This window comes from Acinetobacter sp. ANC_7512 (genome assembly GCF_056779935.1).
This window is the reverse complement of sequence record NZ_JBWYIX010000006.1, coordinates 1-15445: the sequence shown is the minus strand read 5'-3', so window position 1 is coordinate 15445 and position 15445 is coordinate 1. Positions and strand designations below refer to the sequence as shown.

13 protein-coding genes are annotated in these 15445 nt (G+C 38.5%); 7 read left to right on the top strand and 6 right to left on the bottom strand.

What is annotated here, in order from left to right:
• Nucleotides 1-139 precede the first annotated feature (139 nt).
• The 5 genes from mdtD (at nucleotide 140) to AC1M9H_RS07180 (ending at nucleotide 5316) form a co-directional block, all read left to right on the top strand.
• Complete coding sequence (gene mdtD / locus AC1M9H_RS07200; protein WP_481607888.1) at nucleotides 140-1531, top strand: multidrug transporter subunit MdtD; 1392 nt, start codon at nucleotides 140-142, stop codon at nucleotides 1529-1531.
• Nucleotides 1532-1619: 88 nt separating this feature from the next.
• Nucleotides 1620-2384, top strand: coding sequence for a glycoside hydrolase family 25 protein (locus AC1M9H_RS07195; protein WP_481613079.1), 765 nt, complete (start codon nucleotides 1620-1622; stop codon nucleotides 2382-2384).
• A 99-nt stretch (nucleotides 2385-2483) separates the two neighbouring features.
• Entirely contained in the window at nucleotides 2484-3494 is a 1011-nt protein-coding gene (locus AC1M9H_RS07190; protein ID WP_481593212.1) for an MBL fold metallo-hydrolase, read from the top strand.
• A 42-nt stretch (nucleotides 3495-3536) separates the two neighbouring features.
• Nucleotides 3537-4598: a DNA polymerase IV gene (gene dinB / locus AC1M9H_RS07185; RefSeq protein WP_035268128.1), complete on the top strand. Its 1062-nt coding sequence runs from the start codon at nucleotides 3537-3539 to the stop codon at nucleotides 4596-4598.
• Between the two features lie 364 nt (nucleotides 4599-4962).
• Nucleotides 4963-5316, top strand: a complete 354-nt coding sequence (locus tag AC1M9H_RS07180; protein WP_481591509.1) for a RidA family protein — start codon at nucleotides 4963-4965, stop codon at nucleotides 5314-5316.
• 44 nt (nucleotides 5317-5360) lie between these two features.
• Here the strand turns inward: AC1M9H_RS07180 and AC1M9H_RS07175 are convergent, their stop codons facing one another.
• Both AC1M9H_RS07175 and AC1M9H_RS07170 read right to left on the bottom strand, forming a co-directional pair.
• Complete coding sequence (locus AC1M9H_RS07175; RefSeq protein WP_092767397.1) at nucleotides 5361-5906, bottom strand: DUF2726 domain-containing protein; 546 nt, start codon at nucleotides 5904-5906, stop codon at nucleotides 5361-5363.
• A gap of 428 nt (nucleotides 5907-6334) precedes the next feature.
• A complete protein-coding gene (locus tag AC1M9H_RS07170) occupies nucleotides 6335-8731 on the bottom strand; it encodes a YgiQ family radical SAM protein (protein WP_035268131.1) in 2397 nt (798 codons plus the stop codon).
• Nucleotides 8732-9057: 326 nt separating this feature from the next.
• On the opposite strand from AC1M9H_RS07170, the gene AC1M9H_RS07165 reads away from it, so the two are divergent.
• Together AC1M9H_RS07165 and AC1M9H_RS07160 are read left to right on the top strand one after the other, a co-directional pair.
• Nucleotides 9058-10083 (top strand): alpha/beta hydrolase, encoded by a 1026-nt coding sequence (locus tag AC1M9H_RS07165; RefSeq protein ID WP_481613078.1) that lies wholly within the window; start codon nucleotides 9058-9060, stop codon nucleotides 10081-10083.
• A 489-nt stretch (nucleotides 10084-10572) separates the two neighbouring features.
• Nucleotides 10573-11115, top strand: a complete 543-nt coding sequence (locus AC1M9H_RS07160; RefSeq protein WP_481613077.1) for a type 1 glutamine amidotransferase domain-containing protein — start codon at nucleotides 10573-10575, stop codon at nucleotides 11113-11115.
• A 40-nt stretch (nucleotides 11116-11155) separates the two neighbouring features.
• Here AC1M9H_RS07160 and AC1M9H_RS07155 read toward each other — a convergent pair whose 3' ends face one another.
• From AC1M9H_RS07155 to AC1M9H_RS07140, 4 genes are all read right to left on the bottom strand, one after another.
• A complete protein-coding gene (locus AC1M9H_RS07155; protein ID WP_092767432.1) occupies nucleotides 11156-11467 on the bottom strand; it encodes an ankyrin repeat domain-containing protein in 312 nt (103 codons plus the stop codon).
• Nucleotides 11468-11497: 30 nt separating this feature from the next.
• On the bottom strand, nucleotides 11498-12130 hold the full coding sequence (locus AC1M9H_RS07150; RefSeq protein WP_213032612.1) for a hypothetical protein: 633 nt from the start codon (nucleotides 12128-12130) through the stop codon (nucleotides 11498-11500).
• 65 nt (nucleotides 12131-12195) lie between these two features.
• On the bottom strand, nucleotides 12196-13545 hold the full coding sequence (locus tag AC1M9H_RS07145) for an aromatic acid/H+ symport family MFS transporter (protein ID WP_092767403.1): 1350 nt from the start codon (nucleotides 13543-13545) through the stop codon (nucleotides 12196-12198).
• Nucleotides 13546-13917: 372 nt separating this feature from the next.
• On the bottom strand, nucleotides 13918-15168 hold the full coding sequence (locus tag AC1M9H_RS07140) for an esterase-like activity of phytase family protein (protein ID WP_481613076.1): 1251 nt from the start codon (nucleotides 15166-15168) through the stop codon (nucleotides 13918-13920).
• Nucleotides 15169-15445: the final 277 nt, after the last annotated feature.

The following is a 15445-nucleotide window of genomic DNA, read 5'->3' as shown; positions in this document are numbered from 1 at the left end:
TGGCAACAACTCTATGACCATGCGATGACAATGCTGTGACCATCAGATTGCAATTTTGTTGCAAATCCTTCGTAAATAAACCACAAGTGATACTGAGAAACTGTTTTAAAATATTAACTTACTAATATGATCCTACAAGATGAGCAGCACAGCACACCAACCCTTACAGCCTGAGTTTAGATTATTGGTGTTTTTGGTCTCGATCGGCTTTTTTATGCAAGGTCTAGACACAACTATCATCAATACTGCGATTCCTGCAATCGCTCATCACCTCAATGAAGATCCTCTACACATGCATAGTGTCGTGGTGGCTTATGTATTGTCAGTCGCAGCCTGTATTCCACTCAGTGGTTGGCTGGCTGACCGATTTGGTGTCCGAAATGTTTATTTTTCTGCAATTATCATTTTCACTTTGGCATCGCTCGGATGTGCATTTTCTTCTAATTTAAATGAGCTTTTATTTTTCCGAGTGATTCAAGGGATTGGAGGTGCTTTACTGCTTCCAGTTGGGCGTCTTGCAATGTTGAAAATCATTCCTAGAACGCAATTCCTTGCAGCCATGTCTCTGATGAGTCTTGCAGGTCTGATTGGCCCCTTAATCGGTCCTACTCTTGGCGGATGGCTGGTGGAGTACGTGACTTGGGAGTGGATTTTCTTAATTAATATTCCTATTGGACTCATTGGAGTTTTTCTCACATTTAAAGCCATGCCAAATGTGACCGAGACCCATGTTGCTAAATTTGATTTTTTTGGCTTCTTGTTATTAGTCATCGCGATGGTTGGCTTAAGTTTAGGGATTGAAAATTTTGCTAGCCCCTATCTTCCACTATGGTGGAGTATTGTTCTTATTGTGTTTGGTTTATCTGCAAGTGCTTGGTACATGGTGCATGCCCATACCCACCAAAATGCTCTATTTCGTGGGAAACTATTCAAAAATCAAATTTTCGCGATTGGTATTGTAGGCAACTTTTTTGCCCGCTTAGGCGGCAATGCGATGCCTTTTCTTATCCCCTTAATGCTACAAGTTGCTTTTGGTTTTGAACCATTTATTACCGGTTTACTTATGATTCCAACGGTATTGGGTTCACTGGCATCCAAACCGATCATTCGCCAAATTATTCAACGATTTGGGTATCGTCGGGTGTTATTAGTCAATACCTGCCTTATTGGCTTATGTATTGCAAGTTTTGCCCTCACCTCAGCCGAAACACCTTTATGGTTAAGAACATTGCATTTCTTCATTTTTGGTATGTTGAACTCACTGCAATTTGTTTCTATGAATACGCTAACCTTAAAGGATTTGCCTCAACAAGATGCTAGTAGTGGTAACAGTTTTCTCTCGATGATTATGATGGTATCTATGAGTATTGGTGTAGCGCTTGCAGGTACACTGGTCAATGTATTCACCGCTTATCTTGGTACTGCACAAATGCAACAGGCCTTCCAATGGACCTTAATTTTAATGGGCTCAATTAACATTATTACCATCTTTATTTTTTGGAAAATTCCGAAAGAAATGGATGATGACTAATGGATATGGATTCTAGATACTGTCACTACCATTTACGTTTATTCGCGTTATGATATTAATTATATTTTGCACCAAACTTTAAGTGCTCATGAATTCAAAAAATAAGCAGCATATCTATTCGCAGAAGATTATCTTGTGGACTTCCCTTTTAGGTGCAGCCCTGATCGCACTCATGGTCGGATTATTGAGCTTTTTCTTTTTGCCGTTTCAACCAGCAACAGCTCAAGAATATCCAATCAAAGGATTTGATGTCTCACATCATCAAAAAGAAATTCGCTGGTCACAAATTCCCAAAAAGGAATATCAATTTGTCTACCTCAAAGCGACAGAAGGTGGCGACTTTAAAGATCGAAAATTTCAGGATCATTGGCTCAAAGCACGCAAGCATGGTTTTAAAGTCGGAGCGTATCATTTCTATCGACTTTGCCGTGATGGTAAAGTTCAGGCATTAAATTTCATTGATTCTGTGCCACGTAAAGAAGATGCCCTTCCTCCAGTCATTGATTTGGAATACGACAGCAATTGCATCAATACCTATAGCAAAGAACAACTGTTATATGAAATCGATGTTATGCACGATTTGCTGCATCAACATTATGGCAAACAACCTATCTTTTATGTTTCTAAAGCCTTCTATAACATCGTACTTGCGGGTGCTTTTACGAATACCCTACTCTGGGTACGTGAATACAACTCTCAACCTGAATTAAAAGACAATCCAGATTGGATCTTTTGGCAATACACTAATAAAGGTAAAATTAAGGGTATTTCTACACCAGTGGATTTGAATGTATTTAATGGCGATCAAAACGACTGGATAAAATTTCTAAAATTAAATCAAATTGAGCCATAAATCTTAAGGAGTCAGTACGTTACAACTAAAGAGATCTAACAAAAAAATAGAGTGCAACTGGGCTCAAGCAAGCGAGTTACGCTTTATAAGGATGACATGATGTCGCTTAAAAAAGGGATTTTAACAGTGGTTGGTCTTTTGGCTGTCACGCTCATGGCTGCGTTTTTTTATTTATGGCAACCATCAGGAAAGCTCTCCGAATTTAATCAATGGAAGGCTAAAATAGACCAACCCGTCAGTGAACAAAAATTAAATGTTCGCTTTTTTGGCGTTTCCACATTGCTATTTGATGATGGTAATTCACAAATTCTAATTGATGGTTTTTTTAGTCGACCATCTCTCATGAACATTGCTTTACAACGCCTCTCCAGTGATCAAGCACTGCTTCACAATATGATTCAGGACCATGAGCTTAAACGCCTCAAAGCCATATTGGTGACCCACAGTCACTATGATCATGCTTTGGATATCTCAGTGCTCGGAAGTTCACTCCCAAAAACTCACATCATTGGTTCGTTGAGTACACTAAATATAGCACGAGGCGGCAAAGTGCCTGAGCATCAATTGAAACTGGCAGTGCCTTTTCAAGCACTACAATTGGGTGCATTTCGTATTACGCCTATTCCCTCACAACATACGCCACCTACAGCAGTGAACAATGATTTAGGTGAAGAGATTCTGCATCCACTGCCTCAGCCAGCACGTTTTTATGAGTTTAAAGAAGGCGGTAGCTTTGACTACTTGATTGAGCACAATAATCACAAAATTTTAGTTAAAGCCAGCACAGGTGCGCTTCCTAATCAATTTCAAAAGTTAAATGTAGATGTCTTGTTTTTAGGAATTGCTCAGCTTTCAAAACAATCACCCGAGTTTCAACAACAGTATCTCGCTGAAACCATTGATCAGTTACAACCGAAAGAAGTCATTCCAATTCATTGGGACAATTTCTTTAAACCACTTTCACAGCCTTTAGAGTTTCTACCACGAATAGCAGATCATTCTCCGAAAAGCCTACAACTCGTGATTGATCATGCACAGCATCAAGGTCGAAAGGTGACTTTACTGACGGAGCCTTACGCATACCCAATAATCAGCTCAACGATGCCTTAATTATGGGTTAAAATTAAGGCATCTCATGATTGATTGAACATTTTGCGAAAGATAATTCATATCGATATGGATGCTTTTTACGCTTCTGTGGAGCTTAGAGAGCGTCCAGAATTACAACACTTACCTGTGGTCATTGCATCTCATCACCCACGGGCCGTCGTTGCAGCAGCATCATACCCAGCTCGTGAGTATGGCTTACGTTCGGCCATGTCGATGACACAAGCCAAAAAACTTTGCCCACAAGTGATCGTCATTGAGCCAAATTTTTCTAAATACCAACATGTATCAGCCCAAATTCATGAGATATTTCAAAAACATACCAGCATCATCGAACCCTTATCGCTGGATGAAGCATATCTGGATGTCACTGAAAATTTACAGCAGATCCCAAGCGCTACTGAAGTTGCGATGCATATTCGTGATGAAATATTTCAGCTTACTGGATTGACCGCCTCAGCAGGCGTTGCACCAAATAAGTTTTTAGCCAAAATTGCATCTGATTGGAATAAACCGAATGGCATTTGTGTGATCAAACCCAATCAGGTGCAACAGTTTATCTATGATCTTCCACTCAAAAAAATCCCTGGTGTAGGAAAGGTCACACAGGAAAAATTAAAAGCTTTGCAACTCGAAAAACTTGGGGATTTACAGCAAGTCGAAGAAAACTTTCTCACTCATCATTTCGGAAAATATGGCAAACAATTATTTCTCTATGCTCAAGGGATCGATGAGCGACCTGTTCAAAGCGAACGCCAAAGACAGCAAATTTCTAAAGAAACCACGTTTGATGAAGATCTTTTTTTAAACCAATGTGATCAATTTTGGACTTCACTGCTTTCTCGTGTTTGGCAAAATCTTCAAAACAAGGAAATGATCGCTAGAGGTATCAGCGTCAAACTCAAACTTAAAAATTTTCAAGTTTTACAACACTCTAAAAGCTTTAAACAACCTTTCAATCACATAGAGGATTTGCAACTGGCACTCAAATTATTGTTAATGGAAATGAATATTCCTGATGAATATCAGTTTAGACTCATTGGTGTTGGGGTGTATCAACTTTCAGAAAAACAACAAGACACGCAACTCAATTTATTCGGATTGTAAATTTCGTCTAGTTTTCATGCAAAAGAACAAAATTAAGTCAATTTTTTTCGCCTTTTTTTCCTTTTTAGAGTAATCTAATCGCGCAATACATTTACCCATGTGTCTGCTGAGATGTTGTTAGAAGACCTATATCTAACACATTTGTCCTGTGATTGGCGTGACAATCCATCCGAATATTACAGGGCACTCTAATCTGAATGGGTACAATGTCTTTTTCCTCCAAATATTTCTGATCTCCTCCCATAAAAATAAACTTTCAGAGATACAGCAATTAAACCGAATTCATAGTTCCACTTACCCTATACTTTCTAAATCCTATACGGCATTTCATAATCTATATTTATATCTATAAGGGATGAGCTTTATGTCTGTTCAACGTTTACACGTTCAAAAACGTTTTTCTGAGGTTGCTATTTTTGGTCACTTCGTTCATCTGGCAGGTCAGTTAGCAGAAGATACGTCTCTCGACATTCGTGGACAGTCACAACAAACCTTTGACATTATTGACCGTTTATTGGCTGAAGCAGGTACAGATAAAAGCCATATCATGTCTGTGACAATTTATCTAAAAGATATTGACAAAGATTATGCAGCATTCAATGAAGTTTGGGATGCATGGGTTTCTGATATTCAAGCTCTACCGCGTACATGCGTAGAGGCTAAACTGTATCATCCCGATGTTCTTGTTGAGCTAACGGTAATTGCCGCGAAACCTTGATAAAAAAAAGCATGCCTGAGCATGCTTTTTTATTTCAAAGATGATTAGCTAAATGCGCGAATATCTGCCAATCGCCCAGCACTATACTTTTCTAATTTATGCTCAATCACGGATTCATCTCCCCATTCAATTGGCATATCCTCAGTGTATTCATCCAAAAAATCACGTCTTAACTGCACATATTCTGGGACAGCATGGTAAGAGATCACTTTGTATCCCGCGGTTTCAAGTAATGCATTTTGAAACTGTAAAGTATGTCCACGTTTGAATGAAAATTTATCTTCTAAACTGACAATGGCAAGAACTTTACAATCCTTATTCATCACCACAAAATCAGCAAACATTGACTCATATTTACGGCGTGTACGCGGTAACTTTGTGGTCAGTAAGGCGTCAAAAGAGACATGTGCCAAAATATGCGCATTTGGCATGATTTCTTTAAGACGATTGAAAGTTACTTGCTGATAGGGGCTAAACACTGCTCTTTGACGGAGCATGCTATCAGAGGGTTGTTGATGCTTTAATCCTTTATAAGCAATGAACAACACCACAGCGAGTATGATCACACTCGCGATGATCATGATATCCATGACTAGTATCCTTATTTGAATTCTTATCGTTAATTTCTTTTTTAAACTACTTCAAAAAACACAACTTTTATTATTGTTTCATTATGCTGATGTTATACATCGCATAGTCCAAGTGAAAAGCGCTTCAGACCAAGCTTATATTAAACATGTTCTGCACTTATTGGCTATAGTTTAAAACATGAACCACATCACACTATTACATAATTGTTGGACAATGATGAAAATTTCATTTGAAGATAATACAATATCACCTGAAATGAAAAACTCAAAACCTCACTAAACTACTAATTTAAATGATTATTTTAAAATAAAAAAGAGACTTACCCAAATCAAGCCCAATATTCCGATAAAATGAGCATCATCGAAAATATTGTATAGAAAATGTTCAAAAAAGGACGCCGCAGCGTCCTTTTGAAAGAAATTATCATTTATGCACGAGACTTGGGTTTGGATTTACCCTTAGGTTTCCCCTCGCCAAAAGGTTTTTTGCGATCTCCAGTCTCACGTGGTGGCAAACCAGTGTGCTGTGTCAAGATTTGGCCTTTCTTCGGACGATTATTTTGTCCTTGTGATTGACCACGATTAGCGGTTTGACCCGTACGTTTTTGTGAATCACCTGCAACAGTTGAATTTTTCTTACGTGCAGATTGATATTGACCATCCGTGCCCTGAGGCTGATACGTCGGAATCAAATGTTGCTTAGAATTACCAATTAAGTCCTGACGACCCATTTCTTTCAAAGCTTCACGCAGTAAAGGCCAGTTATTTGGATCATGGTAACGTAAGAAAGCTTTATGTAAACGGCGGCGTTTTTCACCTTTTACAATGTCGACATCTTCAGTATAACGTGCCACTTTCGCAAGCGGATTTTTACCGGTGTAGTACATGGTGGTCGCAGTTGCCATTGGTGATGGATAGAAGGTTTGTACTTGGTCAGCACGGAAACCATTCTTTTTCAACCAAATTGCAAGGTTCATCATGTCGTAATCGGTTGTACCCGGATGCGCCGCAATAAAGTAAGGAATAAGATATTGTTCCTTACCTGCTTCTTTACTAAAACGATCAAACATTTGCTTAAAGCGGTCATACGTCCCAATACCCGGCTTCATCATTTTATTGAGAGGGCCTTTTTCGGTATGTTCAGGTGCAATCTTTAAGTAGCCACCGACATGATGCGTGACTAATTCTTTGACATATTCAGGGTTCAATACTGCAAGGTCATAACGTAGACCCGAACCGATCAAAATCTTTTTAATACCTGGTAAAGCACGAGCTTTACGATATAACTGCGTAAGAGGTGCGTGATCAGTATGCAAGTTTTGACAAACACCTGGGAACACGCACGATGGCTTACGACAGTTCTTTTCAATTTCTGGATCTTTACATGCCAAACGATACATATTGGCTGTCGGACCACCTAAGTCCGAAATAATACCTGTAAAGCCTGGCGCCGTATCACGAATCTTTTCAACTTCACGTAAGATCGATTCTTCAGAACGGTTTTGAATAATTCGACCTTCATGCTCCGTAATCGAACAGAAGGTACAACCACCAAAACAACCACGCATGATGTTCACGGAGAATTTGATCATGTCAAACGCTGGGAAACGCGCATCTCCATAAGATGGATGTGGTAGACGTGCATAAGGCAAGTCGAACACATAATCCATTTCTTCTGTGGTTAGTGGGATTGGCGGTGGATTAATCCAGACATCACGCTCACCATGCTTCTGCACGAGTGCGCGCGCATTCCCTGGATTGGTTTCTAGATGCAAAATACGGTTTGCATGGGCATATAGCACTGGATCATTGGCAACTTCTTCAAAAGAAGGCAGACGAATCACAGCCAATTCACGTGGTGGCAATTTATGTTTAATCGCCTTAGATGATGGCTGTAACTGCACGATTTGCGTATCTGCATCCAAATTGTCGCCTTCACGAACAATCGGATTGCTAACCACTTCTTTTTGGAAATTCTGATACTGCGTTAAGCTGTTGCCTTTGTCTTTCTCAATTTCACAGCCATCAATATCTTCGGTCATCACATATGGATTGATGATTGGATCAACACGGCCTATGGTATCAACATCATTTGATGCGATCTCAACAAATTTAGCTTTCGCTGCACGGTTATGCTTATTAATAATAAATGCAGTACCACGAACATCAGTAATGTCTGTAATTTTTTCGCCTTTGGCTAGACGGTGCATCACTTCAATGATTGAGCGTTCACCATTACCATACATCAATAGATCTGCTTTTGAATCCATTAAAATAGAACGACGAACTTTGTCAGACCAATAGTCATAATGCGCAATACGACGTAATGAGCCTTCGATACCGCCTAGCAGAACAGGAACATCAGGGAACGCTTCACGACAACGTTGACAATAGACTGTTGCTGCACGGTCAGGACGTTTATTCGGTTGGTTATCTGGAGAATAAGCATCATCTGAACGGATCTTACGGTCAGCCGTATAACGGTTGATCATAGAGTCCATGTTACCTGCCGATACGCCCCAAGCAATATTTGGTTTACCAAGTACACGGAATGCTTCAACATTCGTCCAGTCTGGTTGGGCAATAATACCAACACGGAAACCTTGCGCTTCAAGCACACGGCCAATGATACCGGTTACAAATGATGGATGATCGATATAAGCATCACCACAAACAAAAATAAAGTCACAACTATCCCAACCGAGTTGGTCCATTTCCTCGCGTGACATCGGCAAAAAAGGCGCGGGTTCAAAACAAGACGCCCAATATTTGTCGTAATCAAACAACGCTTTTGGCGCAGTCTGAGCGGTATAAGCAGTAGACATGGCTAGCAATTCTCGGCTGGCAGATGGAAGATCAAAAATTAGATCAAAGATGAAAGCCGATCATTTTACCATGAATTCAACTCAACTTGCTTGATTAAAAAACAATCAAATACAACTGCTTAAATTTTCTATTCATCACTGATGACCTAAGACCTAGTTGTGTACACTTAACATACAACCAAATCTAAACAAAAAATAATATGCATTTAATTTCAGTAACTTGAGCTTAGCAATTGACTCGATTCCTTTACGACTGATGATTTGGGTAATAAACAAAGTTGCTTTTCATTTTTATAGTGTTTGAAAAAAACGAAAGGCGTTTAATCGTGCTCAAAATAATACTCACAACCGTTGCCACCATGATGGCTTTATTAATTTCCAATTTGGCTTGGACTCAAACTAAAATTCCACAGTCTTACCAGCAACAAGCAGCTTGGCAACAATTACAACAAAGACTCCCTTCGAAGTTTCGTATCAATGACCAAAACAAACCACATGAGTACTACTGGAGTTGGAATGATTACCGTGTACATGTCGATGCTTATCCCAATACTAAAGCGCCAGCCAAAGTCATTTTATTACATGGCGTAGGTACAAATGGTCGTCAGATGAGTTTAATTCTTGGGCGTCCACTTGCCCAAAAAGGGTATGAAACCTTCGCATTGGATTTACCCGGTTATGGTCTGACACAATATCCTTCAAAAAAAGAAATTCGTTATGATCATTGGGTGAAATTGGTCAATGATTTTGTGAACGAACAAGCGCAAAAAGATGATCGTCCTATTTTCCTTTATGGACTCTCAGCAGGTGGAATGCTCACGCTACATGTGGCCATGCAGAATCAACATGTCGATGGCATCATCGGAATGACGTTTCTCGATCAAGAATTTAAAGACGTTCAAAAAGGAACTATGCGTTTTAGTGCTCTAAGCCCTATTCTTTTGCCAAGTATGAAAGCAGTAGCGCATACCCCTTTGAAGCAAATCACCTTACCTATGTCCTTGGTTTCAAAGATGTCAAAACTCACCAATGACCCTGAAGCCTTACGCATCATGTTGGCAGACAAAACATCTGCAGGTAATAGCATGAGCGTTGAATTTTTAAACAGCTATATGCATTACCAAAAACCATATCCTTTGACTCAGTTTAATCAAGCACCTGTGTTACTGACTCAACCTGAACAGGATCAATGGACTCCTTTAAAATTGAGCCAACCTGTTTTGAAACAGTTGAAAGTACCTTATCGTGTGATGAGTTTACAAAATGGCGGGCACTACCCTGTTGAGCAACCTGCATTAGATCAGCTGGTAAAATACAGTGATCAATTCATTCGTGAAAATTTACAACGCTAAATTGATCTATTGAACGATAAATGAATCACTTAGATTGTTTTGTAAGCATTTTCCTACAATCATCTCTTCCATTGTCGGCTATGCATATCAACGACACTGCACTATTCTTAAACCATCAGGAAACAGGAAGTTTCCCAAACAAAAAACAACAATAATAAGTTTGAGCATCAGGACGTGAGGTACGACAGGAGTTATACCTAAAAGCAGCCGATACGAAGAAAAGCCCATCAGGAAGATGGGCTTTTCTTTTTCTTAGACGTAGAATTTTTTAAGCACACTACACGTTGTCACGCTTGTAAAACAATTATTCATCATGCTTTTTCGCTTTCACAACACTTTCATGCATTCCATTTGTTAGTTTTAAAGTGTGTCACGCAACAACTCTGACTGTAATTTCCAAAGTGCAAGCAACTTATGCTGTTCCTACAATACGGAATAGCCTAGTGCAAACGGCTTGCATACAAAATTTTAAAGATTGAGGATGTGAACATGGCAAAAGCTTTATTTATTACTGCAAATTTTGGTGTTGAAAAAGATGAATTAATCAAACCCTTAGCATTTTTAAAATCAAAAGGGATTGAAACCTATCATGCTGCTGAAGAAAAGAAATCTGTTCAGACTGTGGTTGGGGATCAAGAGCCTTCTGATCAAGTTCAACCTGATTTAAGCTTCGATGAAGTCATCGCAAATGACTATGACATCCTGATTATTCCTGGGGGAACGGTGAATGCGGATAACTTGCGAATTCATCCACAGGTTCAAAAATTGATTCAAATTTTTGCTGACCATCAAAAACCAATCGCAGCTATTTGTCATGCGCCTTGGGCATTAATTGATGCGCAACGTATCAAAGATAAAAATCTGACGTCTTATAAGTCAGTAAAAATTGATTTAGAAAATGCAGGCGGTAAATGGGTCGATGAAGAGGTGCATCGTTGTAATACTGGCGGTTGGCCGCTCATTACTTCACGTTGTCCTGATGATATTCCTGCATTTAATGAAGCCATTTATAAAGAATTGACGCAGTCTTAAAAGATTAAAACCCCTTTTTAGGGGTTTTATTTTGTATGTTTTACAGACTTTTTAAGTAATCTACGATTTCTTGCTCGCCTGCCATTTCAGCGAGTTCTAATGCAGTAAATTGACCTTTGTAAGCAACATTTGCACCTTTTGCGACTAGCAGTTGTACTACATCTAAGTACCCATTCTCTGCGGCTGCTTGAAGTGCGCTATAACCTTCATCATCAATTTGGTTTACATCAGCTCCGTTGTTTAAAGCTGTTTCAACTTCTGTGATTTCGCCTAATGAAGCCCAATAGATGAGTTCAGGAAGATGAAGTTCGCTATCATCGTCAGGGATTGGGGAGAATGAGTTAAGTTTCATGTCTTGTTCCATAATGAAAAATTCGTTTTTTCATTTAGTTTGAGTAGATAAATATAAGTCTTTCATTTCTGCTGAATCAGACATAAACCATTCTATCATTTCCCAATTATCTAATTCAGTCGAAGCATTACCCATGCTTTTTCTAATTGCCAATAACATTTCAGATAACAAAGAAATCCAGACTGATGTTTGGACTAACACATGCTCAGGGGAATTATCTTTCATCTTGTTATAAGAATAAGCATGCTGCATCAAGGCATTGTAAGCACGAATTACCGAATCATCAGCAACTAATGAAAGCTTAAAAGCAATTTTACGATAGTCTACACTCAGCATTCTTCCGATACTTAATTGATCCTTAGTCTTTCCCTTATATTTTGGATCTGAATTAAAGATAGCATCACTTGTGAACATAATGATGAACGGCTCTAATAATAAATTATATGTTTCAATTCTATCTACATGTAATTTATCTTCTAACTCTTTAATGCGTTCTAAATTTTTTAATTCTAAATCTGTATTTTTTTCGACATTATTTTTTATATGCCATCCAACGCCAGTTAATGCTAAAACTAGCAAAGGTGTTAATGTATTACTTAAAGCCACAACATAATCTATCCAATCTTTTTCCATATCAATGATAATAATTTTAAATATTATCATTATATTAGCTCCTGCTACTTTAATAAAAAAGCCCCCTTACGGAGGCTTTTAAATCATTCAATTATTTAAGCTTTGGCAATACTTGGCTGACTTGAACCAATCTTTTCAGATTCACTTTCATTCATAATCAGAGCCACTGCAATTGCGGTAATCAACACAGGTAAACCTACTGCCATAAAGTTAAAATGCGCTGGTAAGTTCATCCCTAATAAGCCACCAATCAAGATTGGACCAACAATTGCTCCCATACGACCAATCGCAGATGACCAGCCAATCCCTGTTGAACGAACTGCCAATGGATAGTACTGAGCTACGTAGCTGTATAACAACATCTGTGAACCAATCGATGCAGCACCTGCCAAGAACACCAAGATGTAAAGTAACAGCATATTCGACTGGAAGCCCATTAAGCTCATCACAATCGCACCCATTAAACCCAAGAACATCAATACAGGTTTTAAATGGTAACGGTCTGCCAAGATACCACCGCCAACGATCCCCACTACCGCTCCAACATTCATGACCATCATGAACATTAAGCTATTATCCATTGAGTAGCCCGCAGCCATCATCAATTTCGGTAACCAGCTGCTGAGTGCGTACATGGTTAATAAGCATGTAAAGAATGCAACCCAGAACAACAATGTATTTACAGCGCGACCGCGACGGAACAAGCTGACAACAGTTGCCGATTCAGGCTCATCTACTTGATCAAGCTCGAAAGTTGTATCTTTCTCAACTTTTACTTTAGGTTCAATCTTCGCCACAATTTGACGAGCTTCTTCCTGACGATTTTCTTTTACGATGAAAGTTAAAGACTCAGGTAAGAATTTCCAAATAATTGGAAGTAAAAGTAATGGAATACCTGCGATAAAGAACATGATTTCCCAACCAAAACTTGGTGTAAACCATGAACCTAATAATGCAGCCATCACACCACCTACCGCATAACCACTAAACATAGTAGTTACCAAGGTGCTACGCATTTTTTGAGGTGCATATTCTGAGGTCAAAGCCACAAGGTTTGGCATAACACCACCAATCCCTAAACCTGCCAAGAAACGCAAAATACCGAACTCAGTTGGATTGGATGCAAAACCACCCGCAAAGGTTAATCCACTGAATAAAATAATACAGATCATAATGACTTTTTTACGGCCAATTTTATCTGCTAAAGAACCAAAAATCATTGCGCCAAACATCATCCCTGCAAGTGCAGTACTTGCGAGCATGCCTGCTTGAACAGCACTTAAACCCCATTCATCCATCAATAATGGTAAAACTACGCCATTAATTGCTAAGTCATAACCATCAAACAGGATAATGAGTAAACACCAAGCGACAACATTGAAGTGAAATGGTGTGAATTTAGCATGGTCAATAATTTTATTGACGTTCATTGCTTGCTGTGACATTCCTCACCTCCTGTGAGAGATCGTATTTCAATAATCTTTAAGCACGATCCAACCAACTTTGAATTTAATTGTTGTGAGCCACGCATCAAAATTGTGTGCTTAAAGTCTGTGAGGTAAATTTCACATAATTCTGTGTTAATAAAAATTGAACGTTAGTCTAAAATCCAATCAAAATTAGGCTTTTTATCTAAATATCGCATTAGACCAAAGTTTGTTTGACTTACGAAAATCAGTGTTTCCATCATTTTATTGGTGAGTAATGATGATATCTCGCTCAAATACGAATTTATTAAATTACTTATTTCATTATGATATTTTTCACTTAATTTAATAAAAAACCTCATAGATCAAAATCCATGAGGTCTCGAACAATTAATATAACTTTTTGTCTAATTTAATCTGAATAATTTCATTATCATCTGCAAGTTTTGCATTACGTCCACTCGAACCAGGGAAATTATTGTCATTCAACACTGTGATTAAATCAGGTCCTTCAATCACAATATCTTCAATGGTAAAGAATGGAAAACCGAAACGCTCACCCGTCATAATATCGCCCTCACGTGGCGTACCATATAATAGATTTGGATTCGCAATATCCATTAAATTGACCAAGTCAGTCTTATTAACCAACCTCTTCGGTTCATTCAGTTGTATGCGAACTAATTTCTTGAAACCACCAATATTATTTTCAGAATCATCGCGCTCAATCACAACACCTTCATTTTGACTAAATAACTGGAAATCACCAATTGCTGTTGCTTTAGGGTCGAGCTCAAAATAGTAATGGTCATTTGTATATGCTTTTTTAGCAATATCAAATTTTGAAATTAATAAATGTCTTTGCGCATTCTTGCTTAATGGTTTTTCCAGCATTGGATATAAATATTGACCATCTGGAGAAATAGCCATGCCTTCAAATCCACCACTTCTTTGCACGAGCGCATTTTCTATTTCAGCCGCACTTTGATGAAGTTGATTTTGTGGAGATCGAAGCTCCTCTCCTTCTTTTTCAGGATGAGGCAATGCAATCGGAGCACTCTTTAAGACACCATCAGCACTAAAATGCAGTAAAAATGGACCGAATTCATCTCCGATCCAAATATCACCATTTTTATCACGCTGTATAGATTCCGGATCAAAATCAGCACCTGTTAAAAGGCGTTCTGGCGTACTCTCATTGACAATTTTGAACGGTACTAACTTATTCGGATCACGAAGCTGTATATGAGACAGTACTTTAACGTTATTTGAGTTGGTCTTAGCAGTTCTAAAATCTACTGAAATATTATAAAGACGTAATAGGTAGTCTGCTGAGTTATCTTGTGCCCCAAATCCATTATCAGACATTACAAGATACGTTCCATCAGCATTTTTTAATGCCCCAGAAAATCCTTGAACTGGCTGACCTTTAAATGGTGGATAAATACCATTTGCACCTTTAACATAAAGTCCCGAATCTGGTCCATCGGCATAGGTAGCTACATCAAGCTTTGCAAATGAAACAAGTGTAGGTTCCTTTATCTGATTTTGTTGATCTGAGGTAATCTTATCATCAGAATCATTACAACCGCTAAGGGCTAAAAATGACAATACCACTGTGCTTAAAAGTGTCTTGTTCATAAATCCATATGTATCACTTAATTAAGGACTCATGATTAAACGGCATGATGGTGTCATTCCTCTGACAGATCAATGAAGATTTGATGAAGGCTTTTATTATTAGTTCCTCACTATATAAAAATCTTTATCAGTGAGTTCTAAGATACATTTCCCTTTATATTTAATTCTTTATTTCAATTTATATATATAAAAAAACACCCCCTTCGAATGAAGGGGGTGTTTAGAATAATGAGCTGGCGATGACTTACTCTCACATGGGTAACCCCACACTACCATC